Raw genomic sequence first — 18,079 nt, forward strand, 5'->3', positions numbered from 1 at the left:
TACAAAAAATCAAGCCACCCATTATAAAACAATAACCTAATCTTCTTACGTTCAGGCACCGCTAGGGGATTTGAGCACACTGAGGTCGAAAGAGATCCGGGAGTTGCAGAGGTTTAATGAAGAAAAATCAAGCCACCCATTATAAAACAATAACTTAATCATCTTTCTGTCTGTATTCAAGCACCGCTAGGGGATTTGAGTACGCTGAGGCCGAAAGATATCCGTGAGTTGCAGAGGTTTGATGAAATCGAACCGATTTCACGCAAAAATGCGAGATTTGAGCCGTGCTAGCCCAACCCATGCTTCAGGGGGTTTCAACAACTGTGGTTGAGATAAATAGCGTAGGGTTCAGGCCGTTTGAAAGTACTGACAGCTGGTTGCAAAATGCCGTCGTCGCATCTCCAAGTGTTCGCAGTAACAGCTGAGCTCTTGCAAGGTGCCTACCGGTCCACGAAATAGTTTTCCAAATTCAGTGGTAAGCTTGAGCCAGTTCTCATGAGGGATATTCAACCGCGTCAGCAGCTTGGTACTAATCTCGGGGAAAGGTCACACCCAACCACGGCGGTGGTCATAATTCTTGCCCGAGTAGGCATCATCACCACACAGAAAGGCTCGCCGTACCACGCGGCTGCAACAATGGTAGTAAGGCGTATCTTCAAGGCTGATTTGAGTTCGGCGAGGGCGCGGCATAATAACCTCCTTGTTAAATGCTTAAACAAAGCATAGTCGGAGGCTAACTTCCGCGCCATTAACGCTGGGTGTCCATTTTTTTCTTTGTTCAAGGACACTTACGCTCGATTACTCGAAGCTAGAAAACCAAAGAAAGTGGCGATTACTGCCTGTGTTCGCAAGATGGTGGTCATCCTAAACTCTATGCTTCGAGATGGCATCATGTAGGACCAAAACATCGCCCAAAATAAAGGATTGACGCCATAGTCGCTTTGTTATATATCATTAACTCCCGACGTTTTTGTAATAAAGAAACTCAGTTTCTTTTGTAAGTCTTCATTTACCGAAATTGATGCTTCGTATGCTGATATGTGATCCACTCCATACTCATAGACACCATGATCTATGTTGTCGTTAAGACGCTTAGCTTCTTCCAATGCTTCAATTAACTCTTTATCCATAAGAACTTTGTACACTTCAAGCGCATATTCTCGTTGTTGGTCAAAATCCTTATAAACGTTAGGGTCAGGCTTGTCTTTTTGACTTGGAGCATCATCAATACATTGACGTGCGTATTCTTCTTGAAGGTAAAACTCCGAAGCTTTTATTACCGCCGATAAAGATTTACTTAGCCCAAGTAAGATTGGTTTATTGATATCCCAAAGCCTATCTTTCCTTTGTTGTCTAATTGAACTGAAATGGATGATAGTTGCCATCACAGTAGCCGCAGCGATGACAAGATTCGTCACCACTGACATGTCAAATTTAGCATCGCTAACCAGAACCATTACAAATGATACAAAGCCAACAAAGAAACCAACAACGCAACCAACTAAAAATTTAAACACCGATACTCCAATAAGATATATAACGCCGCGTTAAGTGGTGAGCAACGCTACCACCTGAGCTAAACCATTGTGCCGTAAACACAAAAGCTGAATCAAACCAAAAATGCCAAGCGTTGGGAATCCGTCTTAAACGCTTTGTATGGATAATAACCAAGCCAAAAGGGTAAAGTGAGACCCAGGCTTTAGCGGCAACTAAAGCTTTCTATGTGGCAGTTCGGTTGAACGCTGGCTCCTCTGTCGAGAGACCGATAACAAACATGAACGCCTCATAGGACTCCAAGCATAAACCTCGAATAGTCGACTGGGTCTCGAACCCGCATTTCGCAAGCAAGAGTTAGCTTATTATGAATACAAACACACTTCAAAACATTAATATTGGTGTTGATACCGGCAAATCACAGCTCGACATTTACATCCGTCCACTCGATGTCTTTTTTACCGTGCCAAACAACGAAAAGGGTATCAAACAAGCCTTAACTACTATCAAAAAACACAACCCACAGCGTATCGTTATCGAAGCGACTGGGCGCCTAGAAATGCCCTTCGTGTTAGCGTGTACCGAGGCCAAGTTGCCTATTGTTCGTGCCAATCCTGTTCATATCAAACGCTTTGCCGGTGCTATTGGTCGTAGAGCCAAAAATGACCGCTTAGATGCACAGCTTATCGCCCATTATGGTGAAGCCATTAAACCTGATTTGACGGTCATAAAGGCTAAGAACATACGTTTAATGAGTGACTTAGTAATTCGCCGCAATCAGTTGCTCGCGATGCAGACCATGGAGAAAAATCGTATTCAAATTTTGCCTAAGCACCTACATTCGACAATAACACCCATCCTGACTGCGATAAAAAATCAGGTCTCAAAGATTGAAAATAAGCTTGTCAAACTCATCGAAGATTGCCCCGAATACCAAACTAAAAATACCCTCTTACAAAGTGTACCTGGTATCGGCAATATCGCCGCTGCGTCTATCATCAGCAATGTGCCTGAGTTAGGCTACATTACCAACAAGCAAGCGGCTTCACTCATCGGCGTCGCCCCTATTACACGTGAAAGCGGACGCTACAAAGGGAAACGAGTCATCCAAGGAGGCCGCGCACAGGTGAGAACCGTTTTGTACATGGCCATGATGTCAGCCATACAATGTAATCCTGTTTTCAAGGACACTTACGCTCGATTACTCGAAGCTGGAAAACCAAAGAAAGTGGCGATTATTGCCTGCGTTCGCAAGATGGTGGTCATCCTAAACTCTATGCTTCGAGATGGCATCATGTGGGACCAAAACATCGCCCAAAATAAAGGATTGACGCCATAGTCGTTTGTTAGCTTTTTATTGCTTGAAGTTCTGCACAAAATACACCCAAGAATTGTTAGCCGCTGCTTTATTTTCGTTCTTTAAATCTCTTGCGCCAAAGTACAAACTAAATGGATTGAGTACTGTTGGCATGGGTATATTGCTTAGCACTAACTCAAACATTGATTTTTTGGTATTTGGCTTACAATAGTCAGCTAAGTCCCAAAGTGATGAACTAAGTTCTTTTGCTATAGTAGTGTCAATGCATTCACCGATTGAAGCACATTCGAACACTTTTTTGCGAAAGTCTTTAATATATTTATCAGATCTCAACTCAAGCACCTGATCCCAACTTAATTCAGAAAAATTGGGGATAACTAGCTCTGAAGTAAATAGATCATTAATGTTGTTTTCATTGTGAACTTGCTCAACCAAGGCTCCTACGACTGGGGAAAAGTTGATATTAAAGTCCTGAATTTTACTTTTAAGATAAAAGTTGTAATAAAGTTCTGAACACAGATCTCCAGCTACTATACCTGCGGCTTTATATTCTGCATGATGATTATCAATGCCCATTGACTTGTCGATTATGTTTCGCTTCCAAGCGTAGTCGTGGATTTCATTTAATTGGCTTTCTTTCAAACAAAGCCTCGCTTCTTTGTCTGCCTTTTCGGGATCATCGACTAGATCCCATAGGTCAATAAACAACTCTTTAAACTTAGGATTATTGCCCAGCTCCATTATCTTATGAAAATCACCAATGCTCCGTTTTTCCGGTTCAATGGCTAATGTAGCTACGTACTGAGACAAATTTTCGAATATGCCTCGACCAATAGGACAGCCGTGTCGATTGAAAACAACATGATCGTACATGATGGCATAACGTTTATACATTGAAGATATATCGACGCTGGAACGTTCGAAGTTGATAACATTTGAAAAAGATGAGTAGACTTTCACTATACCTCCAAAAAAGCTAACGCCCAATTAAGGGGTGAACAACGCCTACCCCCAAACCTAAAGCATTGTGCCATAAACACTAAAACTGAAGTAGAAGCAAAAGTGCCAAGCGTTGTGAATCCCTCTTAAATTGCTTGTATGGATAATAACCAAGCCAAAAGGGTAAAGTGAGACCCAGGCTTTAGCGGCAACTAAAGCTTTCTATGTGGCAGTTCGGTTGAATGCTGGCTCCTCTGTCGAGAGACCGATAACAAACATGAACGCCTCATAGGACTCCAAGCATAAACCTCGAATAGTCGACTGGGTCTCGAACCCGCATTTCGCAAGCAAGAGTTAGCTTATTATGAATACAAACACACTTCAAAACATTAATATTGGTGTTGATACCGGCAAATCACAGCTCGACATTTACATCCGTCCACTCGATGTCTTTTTTACCGTGCCAAACAACGAAAATGGTATCAAACAAGCCTTAGCTACTATCAAAAAACACAACCCACAGCGTATCGTTATCGAAGCGACTGGGCGCCTAGAAATGCCCTTCGTGTTAGCGTGTACCGAGGCCAAGTTGCCTATTGTTCGTGCCAATCCTGTTCATATCAAACGCTTTGCCGGTGCTATTGGTCGTAGAGCCAAAAATGACCGCTTAGATGCACAGCTTATCGCCCATTATGGTGAAGCCATTAAACCTGATTTGACGGTCATAAAGGCTAAGAACATACGTTTAATGAGTGACTTAGTAATTCGCCGCAATCAGCTGCTCGCGATGCAGACCATGGAGAAAAATCGTATTCAAATTTTGCCTAAGCACCTACATTCGACAATGACACCCATCCTGACTGCGATAAAAAATCAGGTCTCAAAGATTGAAAATAAGCTTGTCAAACTCATCGAAGATTGCCCCGAATACCAAACTAAAAATACCCTCTTACAAAGCGTACCTGGTATCGGCAGTATCGCCGCTGCGTCTATCATCAGCAATGTGCCTGAGTTAGGCTACATTACCAACAAGCAAGCGGCTTCACTCATCGGCGTCGCCCCTATTACACGTGAAAGCGGACGCTACAAAGGGAAACGAGTCATCCAAGGAGGCCGCGCACAGGTGAGAACCGTTTTGTACATGGCCATGATGTCAGCCATGCAATGTAACCCTGTTTTCAAGGACACTTACGCTCGATTACTCGAAGCTGGAAAACCAAAGAAAGTGGCGATTATTGCCTGCGTTCGCAAGATGGTGGTCATCCTAAACTCTATGCTTCGAGATGGCATCATGTGGGACCAAAACATCGCCCAAAATAAAGGATTGACGCCATAGTCGTTTGTTAGTTTGCTTATTTGGTATTTACCTAATCAAGTATTTTTCCCATAAAACTTCTTAGCACTTGTACGAAGCCTCTGATTTTTAGAGATCGTATTGAAGAAGTAACTACTGTCAAACTCAATAGTTTTCTCAGTTATTGTATTTTCTGAACCTGAAAGCTCCTCATGCAATACCATTGTCATTTTTTGCACGACTTCATCTTGCCGTTTTACACTCTTATGATCTGTGAAGTACATTCTGATTTGTGCGCCACTAGTGTGTTCTTTTTTCTTGACTTGACCTTTTTGTACTAAAAAGTATTTACTCTTTCTGTTAATCTCGGACTCAAGCCCAAGGGGATCACCATTATTTAAATACTGAAAGTTAATACTTTGATTCCCAGACATATATAGAAATGAATAAGGTAAGTTAAATTTGTTTACATGACGAAAGTGGATGCCATCACTCTCTATAAACTTTCCTAACATTCTTTCAAAGAGATTCTCTGATATTTTGATACCTGTGACGTTTCTCATAAACGCTAATACTGTTTCGGTGTGTTCAAACAAAATTGACAACAATTCACTATCATCTGTCCCTTTTGACTTTTTAGACTGCCCTGAAAACGACATAGGATTTGAGAACGGGCATTCATCATAAGCTGTCTGATCAAAAGCAGGAAAACCTTTCAGTGGAGTCGTACAATGTCTTGCATGCATTCGTTGAACCCTTTGATCAGCCTCAAGCCTTTTATTGTTATAAAGGTTCACGATTTGTATTGGATTTGAGCAGCCAGGACAGCAAGCAAGGTAACGTTCAACATTATTTATAGTTTGATAATAAGGAAACTCTTTTTTTGTATCCCTTTCATATGAATTTACTGATAACTGCTTATAAACACCTACAGGTGGTAAAAGTTTGTAACACTGCATAATTTACAATCCCTTTGTTCGAATCACACAAAAAAATCACATAGATTAGACTTTGTCAATGCTTGTGTTTTGACTGAGGATTGTGGAGCAAACTAACAGCTGTATAGTGCGCATGCGCGTTTTAGTCCTCGGAGGAGTGTAAACGCGCATCGCTATCTGTTTGTATTAGCTGGATATAATAGAGTTTAGTCTTAATATCCCTTGCAGCTAAACGCGCATGCGCGGTTTCCAAACCTATTATCTACCAGCTGTATTTTTTAACTTTATGAATTTAATGTTATTTTATAAAATGTTACAAAAATAACGCGCAAACTTAGCTGCAAATTTCCGGGATTTTTCCTGGAACGGCAATAATACTGTATAGAAAATCAGTTCTGAGGCGCTTGTCATAAGCGTTCCAAGCAGTAAAACCAAGGACCCTACAAAAAGCGTTGAGTAAAGCCATGGCTACCGCACGGGTCCAAACTCTGTTTGTCCCTACATTCCGCTGAAAACGGAAAAGTGTTGTTGCTTTCGTCCTTAAGCTTAAGGAAGTGCTAAAGCTAAGCGTTTGAATTGGTTATACAATACCCAGTACTGAATTTGAAAACAATTAGCCAAAGGTCAAGTTTTGACAAAGGCAACAAAAACCTGATTTGGTTTGTTTTTGAAGCAGAATTGACTGGGTGTTTGCATTCTTCCCTGTTTTCAACGGTCACAGTCCCACCAGAACTAGAGCCAGAGCCTGAAAATGAGCTGTATGTCTGCAGACACTTCAGGTGTTTCAAGCTACTCGGTACTAACAGAATTGCACTAATCCCCCTCGGTGTCGCCGACAGCCGTTGGCGCAAATAACGTGGCTGAGGCATGGATGCCGAAGCAGCGACAGTCGAATCAGGGATGAGCGTCTGAAGCGCTAGTTATTTGCGCCATTAGGCCGAGGGGCTTTCGACACCGTGTGGGGCGGCAAGGGAGATCCAAGAGGGGATTGCTGTTGATCCCTTCATGGTCGGGTGTGGGGTGAAACTCCACGACTTTAAGCCACTGGAACAGCGGCTATAATAGCTTCCAGCCACGGTGTAGCCCATCACCTGCGGTGCGCCTTTCGCACAGGCGATCCTGTGACTCGCTGCGAGTACGTCCCTGTAAGCTCTGCCTCGCCATCCCTGGCTCGGAAGGTCACAGTCCCGCCTATGCTTGGAAAATAGGCGTATGTCTGCGGATATATAAGCAATGTCAAACAACATTATTATTGCAGAATTGCACCGACTTCCCCCTCGGTGTCGCCGAAAGCCTTTGGCGCAAATAACGTGGCTGAGGCATGGCCGTTCACGGGCGTCCTGCCCTTCACGGCATTGGGACTCCTGTCCGGCAGATACTGACGCAGCTCAGTCGAATCAAGGGCGAGTGTCGCCTAGCGACGAGCTAACGAGCGCGAGACAGGATGTTGAGCTGGGTCCGAGTCACATGGATGTGACTCGGAGCGTCTGAAGCGATAGTTATTTGCGCCATTAGGCCGAGGGGCTTTCGACACCGTGTGGGGCGGCAAGGGAGATCCAAGAGGGGATTGCTGTTGATCCCTTCTTGGTCGGGTGTGGGGCGAAGCTCCACGACTTTACGCCGCTGCCACAGCGGCTAAATAGCTGTTCCAAATAGTAGATCACAGGAAGGGAACTCAGTCCTGTTTGAGCGATCAGATCTATCGCCAAACAAACCCACCACTCGCCGAGGACTGAGAATGGCTATCTTAGCACCACTATGCCGCGCTGAGCGCAAGCGCATGCAAAAATTGATTCAAAAAACCAACGATAAGCACTTTGCCAGGCGTCTTATTGCGATGTTGATGTTGCATCAAGGGCTGCCGGTTACCCAAGTTCAGCACATCACCGGCGCAGCCCGCTCCAGCATAGGCCGATGGTTGGGCTGGTACACCCAATGTGGCATCGATGGACTGAAATCAGAGAAGCCGGGGCGGCCAACCATCTTGCCTATTAACCCGATATTGCTCTGTCTGTCACTGCTTATCCAGCTTTGTCCGGAAGACTTTGGTTACCAGCGTAGCCGCTGGAGCAGTGAGCTGCTTGCCAAGGTGATTAATGCACAGCTTAAGCTATGCGTAGCTGCATCAACCATTCGCCGCCTGTTACCCGAAGCAGGCATAGTCTGGCGCCGCTCAGCCCCGACGTTGCGCATTAAAGACCCATACAAAGCTGAGAAAATTGCCGCTATAAATCAGGCACTTGAACAGTGCAGTGCTGAGCACCCGGTATTCTATGAAGATGAAGTAGACATCGACCTCAACCCCAAAATCGGGGCGGACTGGATGCCCAAAGGGCAGCAAAAACGTGTTGTCACCCCGGGTAACAACCGCAAGCACTACTTGGCAGGAGCGCTACATACCAAGACAGGAAAAGTGCTTTATGTGAGCAGCGCCAGCAAGGCATCGGAGCTGTTTATTGCGGTGCTGGAAAAGCTCAAACGACATTACCGCAAAGCCAAAACTATCACGCTAATTCTGGATAATTACATCATTCACAAGAGCCGTAAAACACTGGCTTGGCTCAAGAGCAACCCCAAGTTCAGGTTGTTGTTTCAACCGGTATACTCACCTTGGGTCAACAAGATAGAGCGCTTATGGTTGGCACTACATGAAACGGTAACCCGTAATCACAGTTGCCGAAACATGCGGGAACTTCTTGGTAAGGTATGGCATTTTATGGAAACCGTTTCGCCTTTTCCCGGCAACGGACATGGCATCGCGAAAATGTAGCAGTATTCGGATCAGCTATTTAGCATGGCTTTCAGCTCAAAATAGCCAAATAACATAGATTGAACTTCCAGCAACGGACGTCTCCCATTGCCTGCCGCAGGCTTATGCACAGGCGATCCTGTGACTCGGCGAGAGTTGCACAGCAACATGCTTTCGACCGCGAACCAGGGATGGTGAGCTGGCCGTTAAACAGGAAAGTTGTTGTGAATACGTCCATGTAGCCTCGACGAAAACATCTGACCTACAGGGACGTAGGAAATGCCGAATTTGTCTGGAACAAAATTCGGCCCTGTTTTCGACGGTCACAGTTCCACCTGTGCCTGGGGAATAGGCGTATGTCTGCAGACACTTCAGATGTTCCAAGCTACTCAGCGCTAACAGAATTGCACCAACTCCCGCTCGAAACCGCCATTAGGCGTTATTTGCATATTGGCGTAGCCGAACCTGGTTTGGCGAATTGAAAACGAATTTTCCGAGGCAATGCCTGATAAGAAGAAGCTATACCTGATAAGAACAAGCTATGCCTGATAGAAAATGCCCTCCTATTGGAGGGCATTGATGAGTACAACCGGGCTTAAGCGTTTCTCGGTTGCTCAGGCTTATCTATATCCAAAGTCACTTCATAGGCCACATTGTTTTGGCTGACAGGCTTTACCGTCTCCACTTTGGGCTCGGCACTGGCCTTGGTATCCCGGGCGATTTGCAACGCTTCATGGGTGAGCATGTTGTTGCCGCTCAGCAGATCATTCAGGCCGCCCTTTTCGGCATCTACCAGCCCCAACTCTCTGAGCATGGCATCGACCACAGGCGCGTTGGCACGGTAGTTGAGCGCCGCACTGGTAACCTGCTCGGCAATGCCGCCCTTGACACCGGTGCCATCAGAAGCAGTCCCCAGTTGGCCGGTTACGCCGCTGCCATAGCCTTGAAGGATCTTGATGCCTTCGATGTTTTCCAGCGGTTTAACCGCATTGGCGACGATTTCCGGCAGAACTTTGAGGATCGCCAGTGAGCGCTGTAGGGCAACTTGCTCGTCACGCAACACGTTCTCGGCTTCGTGCAGTGCCTGTTTACCGGCCGCTTCCACCGCATACACCTTCTCATCGGCCTCGGCCTTGAGCATCTTGGCATCGGCACTGGCGCGGGCTTCAGTCAGTATCGCTATGGATCTGTCTTCGGCGGCGCGTTTCTCGGCTTCAGCCTGAACTGTAACCCCAACGGCTTCCCGCTCTGCCTCTTTACGGGCGTCAATAACTTCAATCTCTTTGCGACGATTGGCCTCAGCCACCTGACGCACTGTGATGACCGCTTCCTCTTTTTCAACCTTGAGCTTTTCGGCCTCGGCGGCGCGGGCTCTGGCAGCAGATTCTTCTTCCGACTTGGCGGCAACCGCAATCTGTTTCTCCTGTTCGGAGACTTCGATATCTCGCAGCTGCTGAATTCTGGCCTGCTCAATTTGCTTACGCTTTTCAATTTCGCGGGTTTCTATGTCTTTGGTCTTTTCAATTTCCGCCGACTCGATGGCGCGTTCCTTGGCGATTTCCGCCTCCCGCTCCTCACGCTGCTTTTGCTCTTTCTGCTTGATGATCTCGGCCTTTTGCTCGGCGCGCTTGAACTCCAGCGCCTGTTGCTGGATCAAACGTGCTTCCTCTTCAGCCTTTTCAATATTCAGCGACTCTTTTTCGGCTTCCAGGTTACGCAACTCAATCTGGATCCGGTTGTCCTGCTGAATATCGTTGGTTTCTTTACGTTTTTCTTCGATGATCTTGGCGAGTCTGGCACGACCTTCGGCGTCAAAGGCGTTGTTCTCATTGAAGAACTCCAGCTCTGTCTGGTCAAAACCTGTCAGAGAAACCGACTCCAGTTCCAGACCGTTTTTCTCGAGATCGTTGGCAACGTTGTTCTGCACCCGCTGTACAAAGTCGGCCCGCTGTTCGTGCATCTCTGTCATGTTCATTTCGGCAGCCACTGCGCGCAGCACGTCAACAAACTTGGACTCCATCAGCTTCTTGAGCTCTTCCACCCTATTGGTGCGACCGCCCAATGTCTGGGCCGCCATGGAGATACCTTCGGCATTGGGAGCCACCCTCAAGTAAAAGTCGGCCTTGACGTCCACCCGCATTCTGTCTTTGGTGATCAGGGCATCTTTTTGGGTCTTGCCCACTTCGATGCGCAGGGTGTTCATATTGACGTGAATAATTTCATGCAGTACCGGCAGGACAATGGCGCCGCCATCTTTGACTACCTTTTCACCACCGAAACCCGTGCGCACAAAGGCCATCTCTTTGGTGGCGCGGCAATAGAGCTTGGCAAAAATAAACCCTATCACCAACAGGCAGAGCACTACTGCGCCTGCGGTAAACAGCAACATACTGGTGCCGCTGGTATTTAAACCCGGGATGGTTTCCATTCCTGTTGTTTCCTTCTTTGGTTAGATTATTGTTCAAAACGGGTGGCAGACCACACGCGGCCGCTGCGTCTCAGCAGCACCACTTGCACCCCTGCCGGGAATTCGGTGTCTTCGTCTTCGGGCTCGACCAGGACATAGTGTTTCTGACGGTACTGATCCTGAACCACAGCCTCGCTGGGATTTCCCTTGATGGCACAGCCGAGTGTCACAGTGCCGACGCTGCCGCTGAGATCTTCGATTGAGACGGCACTGGATTCATTTTTGGGAAGGATTCGGGCCAACTGCCCACCGAGGAAATGGCAGGCAACCGCCGCTAGCGGCAAGGCCAGCAGCAAAGAAAACACTTGTGGCAACAGGGCCGAGGTCAGCAGCCAGGAAAAATAGTTAAGCAGGTAGCCCGTAATACTGAAACATCCCAGTGCCAGTACAAACCAGATAAGCACAGGCAGCCTATCCAGGCAGAGCCAACCGGCCAGCGCTGTCAGTCCGCCCTGAGGCAGGTCAGTATCAAGATCGGCATCGGGAAGCCAGTCATCCATGGCGGCCATCAGGCTGATACCCGCGATTAATGTGAGTCCCTCTATCACTCCAAGCAGTGCCACTATTGCCAAGGCTACAGCATAGGGCAGATTGGACTGGGCCAGAAAAAAGTCCAGCACAGGATTCCTCCTTGTGGGCGACGACCGCTCCCGGTCGCCAACATTCCATATATGCCTGTTAAATTCAGGTAATTCCTGAGTTTACCTCCAGGCAAGCTTGGACTCCAATAGCTTTTATCTGCATTTGACGTCAGAAATCGGAAGCAGTTCACAATAAGGCTCAGGTTATACCTCAATCCAGAAGGCTTTATGCTGCCATCGCAACGCTTAAGGCTTAACCAGGCTCAGTTAACCTTAAGTCGCAAACTGCCGGCTCAATATCGGCAACAGGGAATACCCCAATTAGTTCCACACCTTTATTTTTTGTTACAAAACATTATCTTAATAAATCTATGCATGAGTAAAGCCTACTGAAAACTGCTTGAGTATCGTCCCTTGGCTTGGTTAGCATAGGGGCAGTTATTCTTTGATGAATGCCAGACATTCCAGAGCACACCATGACAGCCAAAACCGAATATCAGCAACTTTGCCAGCACTTTCGTACCATCAGCCACTTTGAGCATTTCAGTGCCCTGGGGGACTGGGACCAAGCCACCATGATGCCCATGGGAGGCAGCGAGGCCCGCTCCGAGGCGATGGCCGAGTTGGCATTACACATTCACAGTTTAAAAACCTCGCCCCGGCTTGCCGAATGGCTGGATAGCGCCGAAGCCAAGGCCGCCGAACTCAGTATCGAGCAGCAAGCCAACCTCAGAGAGATGCGCTGGCACTATGCCCAAGCTATAGCCGTACCGGGGGACTTGGTGCAGGCCAAGACGCTGGCGGGTTATCGCTGTGAAAACCAATGGCGTGAACAGCGACAAAACAACGATTGGCAAGGGTTTCGCCCCAATCTTGAGGCGGTAATCGCCTTGGTGCGAGAAGAAGCCCAGGCTCGCTCGGCGCACACTGGCAAGGCCGGTTACGATGCCCTGCTGGACAGATTTGAACCCGGCATGACATGTGAGCGGCTGGAGACCACTCTCGGAGCGGTGCGGGACTGGTTGCCCGAGCTTATCCAAAAAGTGAAGCACAAGCAGCTGCACCAGAGTTACAAGAGCAGCGCCGGCGACTACCCGATAGCAGACCAAAAGCTGCTGGGACGGGAGGTAATGCAATACCTGGGATTTGATTTCAATCAAGGGCGCTTGGATGTCAGCTCGCACCCATTTTGCGGTGGCGTGCCCGGTGATATCCGCCTCACCAGTCGCTACACGGAAGATGACTTTATCGCTGCCCTCACCTCCACTATTCACGAAACGGGTCATGCCCGTTACGAGCAGGCGCTGCCAAAGGATTGGCGAGGACAACCCGCCGGAATGTCTCGCTCCATGGGGATCCACGAGAGTCAGAGCCTGTTTTTTGAGATGCAACTCGGCGGCAGCCGCGCCTTTATCAGCAAGCTCTATCCGAGAATTCGCCGACATCTCGACTGCCCGGTATCGGCCCATGAACTGGTCGACAATATCACCCGGGTCAAGCCGGGTCTTATCCGGGTCGATGCCGATGAAGTCACCTATCCGGCGCACATACTGCTGCGATTTGAAGCCGAGCAGGCCTTTATCGACGGCAGCCTGGAAGTGAAAGACCTACCCGATTTCTGGGATCAAAAGATGCAGCAATATCTGGGGCTGAGTACTGCCGGGAATTATAAAGATGGCTGCATGCAGGATATTCACTGGACCTTGGGCGAACTGGGATATTTCCCCAGCTATACCTTGGGCGCCATGTATGCCGCCCAGCTGAGATTTGCCATGGAAGCCGAGTTGGGCCCCATTGAAGCCCTGCTGAGCCAGGATAAGCTGGGGCAGATTTGCGACTGGCTGGATGAAAAGATCTGGTCCAAGGGGTGCCTGCTGGAAACCGATGAACTGATCCGCAGCGCCACAGGGCAGAGTCTGGATCCCAACTTCCTGCAGCGCCATCTGCAGCAGCGCTATCTGGATTAATTTATCTGCAAAAATGGTATAATGGCGCGTTTCTACGAAGTAACTGAAAAGAGAAAGTGAATTCAGATGTTGATACGCGCCATTAGCCAGGATGACTGGCAAGCCATAGGCGAAATTCAAGCAGAGTGCTACCACGCTCTGGCCCCCGAACCTTTACATGTGCTCAAGAGCAAGTGGCAGGCATCACCGCAAACCTGCTATGTCCTTGAAAAGAGTGACCAGGTGGTAGGCTATTGTCTGGCTCATCCCTGGACCGAAGACACCCCTCCGCCACTGTACAAGGCGATTACCACACTGCCCAAGGCCGACACCCTTTATCTGCATGATATTGCCATCAGCAACAGGGCTCAGGGATTCGGCGCCGGACGCAAACTGTTTGACACCCTCAAGCTTCAGGCGGAAAAACTGCGCCTGGGTTCCTTGTCACTGGTTGCAGTACAGGGCGCCTGTGGTTACTGGGAAAAGCTCGGCTTTAACCACAAGCGTATCGAAAAATCGCTGGCCACCTATACAGATGACGCCAGTTATATGGTCTATCCGGTAGCCCGCTGACAGATGCAACCCACACTCATCACCATAGGCTTGTTGTGCCTGAGCAATATCTTTATGACCTTTGCCTGGTACGGCCACCTCAAGTCCCTTTCAGGTAAACCCTGGATCATTGCCGCTTTGGTCAGTTGGGGCATAGCCCTGTTCGAATATCTTTTGCAGGTACCGGCCAACCGTATTGGTTATAGTGTGATGAATGTGGGCCAGCTCAAGATACTTCAGGAAGTCATCACCCTGAGTCTGTTTGTTCCTTTTTCATTCTATTACCTAAAGGAACCACTGAAACTGGACTATCTTTGGGCCGGGTTGTGTATGCTCGGCGCCGTTTATTTTATATTTCGCAGTAAGTTCGGTTGAGCCCACTGCTTTAATGAGGACACAAGATGGCACGTCAGGTCGCCTATGAATACAAGGGGGTCGCGAAAGTGATCAACTTTGCCTATGACAAATACCACGACATGTACGAGGCTGTTGCCGCCGCCGAGGGAATAGATCTCAGCCGTTTTCTGGCAATGGAGCAACAAGTCGCCATGACAGCCAAAGGCGGTGGCGCCCTGAAGAGCTATCGCACCAGTGAATTCGCCCGTATGGGGTTTCGTCATATCCACTTTGTCAAAGAAGAAGAGCAGGGTTAATACCTGCCCAAAAGAGGGTTAAGCCATGATAAATCCAGAGCACGCCAATTTTCCCCGAGCCGGCTTTTTCAAGCGCCTCGGTGCCGCCGTTTATGATCTGCTGCTGGCGGTAGCCGTCTACATGTTTGCCGGTGCCATAGGGTTTGGGATCTTTACCGGCCTGACTGCCTCCGGCCTCATTCCCATGGGGAACTATGAACATGTTTCGGATCTGCTCAATGGCAACAGCCTCTATCACGGCCTCTATCAGCTGTGGCTGGCCTGCTGTGTGGCCGGTTTCTACGCCCTGTTCTGGTCCAAGGGCGGCCAGACTCTGGGCATGCGCGCCTGGCGCCTCAAGGTGCAGCATCCCAACGGCCAAAACCTGAGTTTTATTACCGCGCTGGCACGGGTGGTTTGGTCCTTGTTGGGAATAGGCAACCTGTGGATCTTGTTCAGCGGTGACAAACTGGCTCTGCAGGACAGCATGACCCGCTCAGAAGTGGTGCTTCTCAGTAAAGAAGCCAACTCACTGCGTAACTGGCACGGAGCCTGAGACACGGATTCTGAGATAATAGCCTGAAATACCCAGGTAGCGATGGCATTAAAATAAAGCGTTCTAGATGCCTACAATACGCAAACCACAGCAAAAAGCCCTGTCACTGACAGGGATTTTTCATAGGGTTAATCAACAAGGGAGGCTTTAAACTGCAGCGGCTTTACTCTCAAGCCTTCAATCCTCAGCGTCCTCAGCGTCCTCAGCGTCCTCAGCGGCGGATATAGTAGATAGCCGCGCCGGTAAACAGCACACTCGGCATCATGGCGCCCATCAAGGCCGGCAGCTCATAGACAATGCTCATGGGGCCGAAGATCTCATTACAGATATAGAAGGTAAAGCCGGCTATCACCCCGAGTAATACCCTGGCCCCCATGGTGACGGTTCGCAGCGGCCCGAACACAAAAGAGAGCGCCACCAGCATCATCACAGCCACTGTGATGGGTTGCATCACCTTACGCCACAATGCCAACTCATAGCGACTGGCGTCCTGATTGTTGTTCTTCAGATAATCGAGATAACCGACCAAACCACGGATAGACAGGGCATCGGGTTTAACCGACACCACGCTCAGCTTGTCCGGTGTCAAACTGGAGGGCCATCTGTCTTCCTTGAGGTTATCCAGCACCACTTGCTCATTTTTGAACACAGTGCGGCGAACCTCCAATAAACGCCAATATTCCTTGGTGTAGATCGCCTGCTCGGCGTGCACCACACTGGCCAACTTCTGCTCTGAGTCAAACTCATAAAGGGTAATATTGCCAAGACGGGTCACATCCTCAATCTCGCCAATGTTGACGAACAGGTTTCCGTCTCTAGCCCAAATCCCGCGGTGGGACTTAATCAGGTTGCCGCCGGAGATCTTGTTGGTCTTAAGCTCATAAGCCTTCTGCTCCGCCACCGGCGCGCCCCATTCCCCCAGTACCATCACCAACAGCATCAAAGGAACCGCCGTCTTCATCGCCGACAGGGTGATCTGCAGCCGTGACATGCCGGAGGCCTGCATCACTATCAGTTCAGAGTTGGAGGCCAGCATGCCCATACCGATGAGCGCCCCAAGCAGCACGGCCATGGGGAAGAACATCTCCACATCTCTTGGGATCAAAAACAGCACATAGACGGCGGCGTCCATCATGGTGTAGCTGCCCCGGCCCACCAGACGCAGCTGATCGACCCATTTGATGATCCCGGAAAGCCCGGTCAAAATCAGCAAACACAAGGCAGAGGTGCTGAGCAGTACTCTGGCAATATACCAGTCCAGTATCTTCATGCTGCGGCCCCCCGGCGTTTAAACAAGCCGGTCAGGCGAGTGCCCAAAGGTCTGCCCTTACCTATCAGCAAGATGCCCATCACCAGTGCCGAGGCATGGATCCACCACATCCCCAGCCAGGCCGGGATCACCTCATCCTGCAGCGCCTTGCGCCCGGCGACCATCAAGCCGAAATAACCAAGATAGAGCAATACCGCCGGGAACACCTTGGCAAATTTGCCCTGGCGCACATTGACCCGCGCCAGCGGCACAGCAATCAGAGTCATCAAGGGGATCGCCAGCGGAATGGCCAGTCGCCAGTGGAATTCGGCCACGGCTTCCGGCCCTGGCGTATTGAGCAGTTCCTTGAAAGGCACGGCAGATAACTTACGATCCCTCTCATCCACTTCCTGCTCTTTGAGCTGCATCTGATAACCGCCGAACTCAATCACCTGGTAATCCACCCGGTTCGGGGCTCCCTGATAACGCACGCCATCATCGAGCTTGAGCCGCTGACCACCTGTTGCGTCTTCCACCACCCGGCCACCATGGGCTACTACCAGGTTGGTAACGCCACTCTCGTCTTCCGCATCGGGAAGCTGGGCCACAAAGACTTTTTCCAGTTCATTGTCTTTACTGATTTTTTCAACAAAGAGCACAGCCCGGCCATTGGCACTGGTTTGAAAACGTCCCTGAACCAGGGCGGCAAGCCCGGCCTCTGACTGAGCCTTTTCCAAAACCGTGTGCTGTTTGTCCTGCGCCCAAGGCGCGACATAAAGCGCCAGATAACCGGTAAACAGGCTGTTGAGCAACGCCAGGATCAGGGTTACCCGGGTGACATACCATTCGCTGATGCCGACCCCGTGAAAGACCACCATCTCATTTTCTGCATACATGCGACCATGGGCGAGCAAGATCCCCAGAAACAGACTCAGGGGCAGGATAAGCACCGCCAGTTCGGGCAGATTGAGGCCTATCAGTGTCATCACCAGGGAAGCGGGAAATTCGCCATCGGAGGCATCGGCCAGGATGCGGACAAATTGCTGGCTGATAAAAATAGCTAACAAGACTGAAAGCACCGCTATTTGTGCCTTCAAAACTTCGCGGATCAAGTATCTAAATACAATCACAGGCTGAATCCGGTATCCAAACTTATCTTTTTGCTGGTGTCAGTGTTACTTTCATGTAGACTGTCTACTTTTGATAGTTTTCTGACCATAACAGGCGGCATTTTGGTTGTTTCAGGCGTATGATTCTTGTCAGCCAAACCAGCCCCCTGCTGCAGGAAATTTTCCGCCTTTGGGCGGCACAAGCAGACATTATCCAATAAATAAAAAAGTTTGTCTTTAAAAGAATCTAGGAGA

Annotated in this window: 15 protein-coding genes and 2 pseudogenes; 9 read left to right on the plus strand and 8 right to left on the minus strand. The window is 49.0% G+C overall.

Translation table 11 applies throughout. The features are described from left to right. Nucleotides 1-549 precede the first annotated feature (549 nt). Nucleotides 550-690: pseudogene (locus ACWAU4_RS16870) on the minus strand (transposase); the annotation flags it as partial. An 84-nt stretch (nucleotides 691-774) separates the two neighbouring features. Between ACWAU4_RS16870 and ACWAU4_RS16875 the strand changes: the two are divergent. Further along, nucleotides 775-897: pseudogene (locus ACWAU4_RS16875) on the plus strand (IS110 family transposase); the annotation flags it as partial. Nucleotides 898-944: 47 nt separating this feature from the next. Here the strand turns inward: ACWAU4_RS16875 and ACWAU4_RS16880 are convergent. Continuing rightward, nucleotides 945-1,517, minus strand: coding sequence for a hypothetical protein (locus tag ACWAU4_RS16880; RefSeq protein ID WP_208125018.1), 573 nt, complete (start codon nucleotides 1,515-1,517; stop codon nucleotides 945-947). Between the two features lie 344 nt (nucleotides 1,518-1,861). Here ACWAU4_RS16880 and ACWAU4_RS16885 point away from each other — a divergent pair, with 344 nt between their 5' ends. After that, nucleotides 1,862-2,833, plus strand: a complete 972-nt coding sequence (locus ACWAU4_RS16885) for an IS110 family RNA-guided transposase (protein ID WP_454290335.1) — start codon at nucleotides 1,862-1,864, stop codon at nucleotides 2,831-2,833. A gap of 15 nt (nucleotides 2,834-2,848) precedes the next feature. Here ACWAU4_RS16885 and ACWAU4_RS16890 read toward each other — a convergent pair whose 3' ends face one another. Continuing rightward, on the minus strand, nucleotides 2,849-3,772 hold the full coding sequence (locus tag ACWAU4_RS16890; protein ID WP_140324657.1) for a hypothetical protein: 924 nt from the start codon (nucleotides 3,770-3,772) through the stop codon (nucleotides 2,849-2,851). Nucleotides 3,773-4,115: 343 nt separating this feature from the next. Here ACWAU4_RS16890 and ACWAU4_RS16895 point away from each other — a divergent pair, with 343 nt between their 5' ends. Next, nucleotides 4,116-5,087: an IS110 family RNA-guided transposase gene (locus ACWAU4_RS16895; protein ID WP_208125019.1), complete on the plus strand. Its 972-nt coding sequence runs from the start codon at nucleotides 4,116-4,118 to the stop codon at nucleotides 5,085-5,087. Nucleotides 5,088-5,122: 35 nt separating this feature from the next. Here ACWAU4_RS16895 and ACWAU4_RS16900 read toward each other — a convergent pair whose 3' ends face one another. After that, nucleotides 5,123-6,004: a hypothetical protein gene (locus ACWAU4_RS16900; RefSeq protein ID WP_208125020.1), complete on the minus strand. Its 882-nt coding sequence runs from the start codon at nucleotides 6,002-6,004 to the stop codon at nucleotides 5,123-5,125. Nucleotides 6,005-7,721: 1,717 nt separating this feature from the next. On the opposite strand from ACWAU4_RS16900, the gene ACWAU4_RS16905 reads away from it, so the two are divergent. Continuing rightward, the gene (locus ACWAU4_RS16905; RefSeq protein ID WP_208124907.1) at nucleotides 7,722-8,753 is read left to right on the plus strand and encodes an IS630-like element ISSen5 family transposase; all 1,032 of its coding nucleotides are present in this window, start codon (nucleotides 7,722-7,724) and stop codon (nucleotides 8,751-8,753) included. Between the two features lie 574 nt (nucleotides 8,754-9,327). Here ACWAU4_RS16905 and ACWAU4_RS16910 read toward each other — a convergent pair. Both ACWAU4_RS16910 and ACWAU4_RS16915 read right to left on the minus strand, forming a co-directional pair. Next, nucleotides 9,328-11,160, minus strand: coding sequence for a flotillin family protein (locus ACWAU4_RS16910; protein WP_083390188.1), 1,833 nt, complete (start codon nucleotides 11,158-11,160; stop codon nucleotides 9,328-9,330). A 26-nt stretch (nucleotides 11,161-11,186) separates the two neighbouring features. Beyond that, a complete protein-coding gene (locus ACWAU4_RS16915; RefSeq protein WP_039033177.1) occupies nucleotides 11,187-11,819 on the minus strand; it encodes a YqiJ family protein in 633 nt (210 codons plus the stop codon). A 437-nt stretch (nucleotides 11,820-12,256) separates the two neighbouring features. Between ACWAU4_RS16915 and ACWAU4_RS16920 the strand changes: the two genes are divergently transcribed. The 5 genes from ACWAU4_RS16920 (at nucleotide 12,257) to ACWAU4_RS16940 (ending at nucleotide 15,466) form a co-directional block, all read left to right on the plus strand. After that, on the plus strand, nucleotides 12,257-13,747 hold the full coding sequence (locus ACWAU4_RS16920; protein ID WP_145840097.1) for a carboxypeptidase M32: 1,491 nt from the start codon (nucleotides 12,257-12,259) through the stop codon (nucleotides 13,745-13,747). A 66-nt stretch (nucleotides 13,748-13,813) separates the two neighbouring features. Beyond that, entirely contained in the window at nucleotides 13,814-14,299 is a 486-nt protein-coding gene (locus ACWAU4_RS16925) for a GNAT family N-acetyltransferase (RefSeq protein WP_025011398.1), read from the plus strand. 3 nt (nucleotides 14,300-14,302) lie between these two features. After that, nucleotides 14,303-14,653 (plus strand): DMT family protein, encoded by a 351-nt coding sequence (locus ACWAU4_RS16930; RefSeq protein WP_107006303.1) that lies wholly within the window; start codon nucleotides 14,303-14,305, stop codon nucleotides 14,651-14,653. A 26-nt stretch (nucleotides 14,654-14,679) separates the two neighbouring features. Further along, the gene (locus tag ACWAU4_RS16935) at nucleotides 14,680-14,931 is read left to right on the plus strand and encodes a DUF2960 domain-containing protein (protein ID WP_025011397.1); all 252 of its coding nucleotides are present in this window, start codon (nucleotides 14,680-14,682) and stop codon (nucleotides 14,929-14,931) included. 25 nt (nucleotides 14,932-14,956) lie between these two features. After that, the gene (locus ACWAU4_RS16940) at nucleotides 14,957-15,466 is read left to right on the plus strand and encodes an RDD family protein (protein WP_028781602.1); all 510 of its coding nucleotides are present in this window, start codon (nucleotides 14,957-14,959) and stop codon (nucleotides 15,464-15,466) included. Nucleotides 15,467-15,677: 211 nt separating this feature from the next. Here the strand turns inward: ACWAU4_RS16940 and lptG are convergent, their stop codons facing one another. Beyond that, nucleotides 15,678-16,736 carry an LPS export ABC transporter permease LptG gene (gene lptG, locus ACWAU4_RS16945; protein WP_025889279.1) on the minus strand — a complete coding sequence of 353 codons (1,059 nt, stop codon included), beginning with the start codon at nucleotides 16,734-16,736 and terminating at the stop codon, nucleotides 15,678-15,680. Continuing rightward, complete coding sequence (gene lptF / locus ACWAU4_RS16950) at nucleotides 16,733-17,845, minus strand: LPS export ABC transporter permease LptF (RefSeq protein WP_025011394.1); 1,113 nt, start codon at nucleotides 17,843-17,845, stop codon at nucleotides 16,733-16,735. The genes lptG and lptF overlap by 4 nt, the downstream gene beginning before the upstream one ends. Between the last annotated feature and the right edge of the window lie 234 nt (nucleotides 17,846-18,079).

It is taken from the genome of Shewanella sp. FeAMO (genome assembly GCF_053653955.1).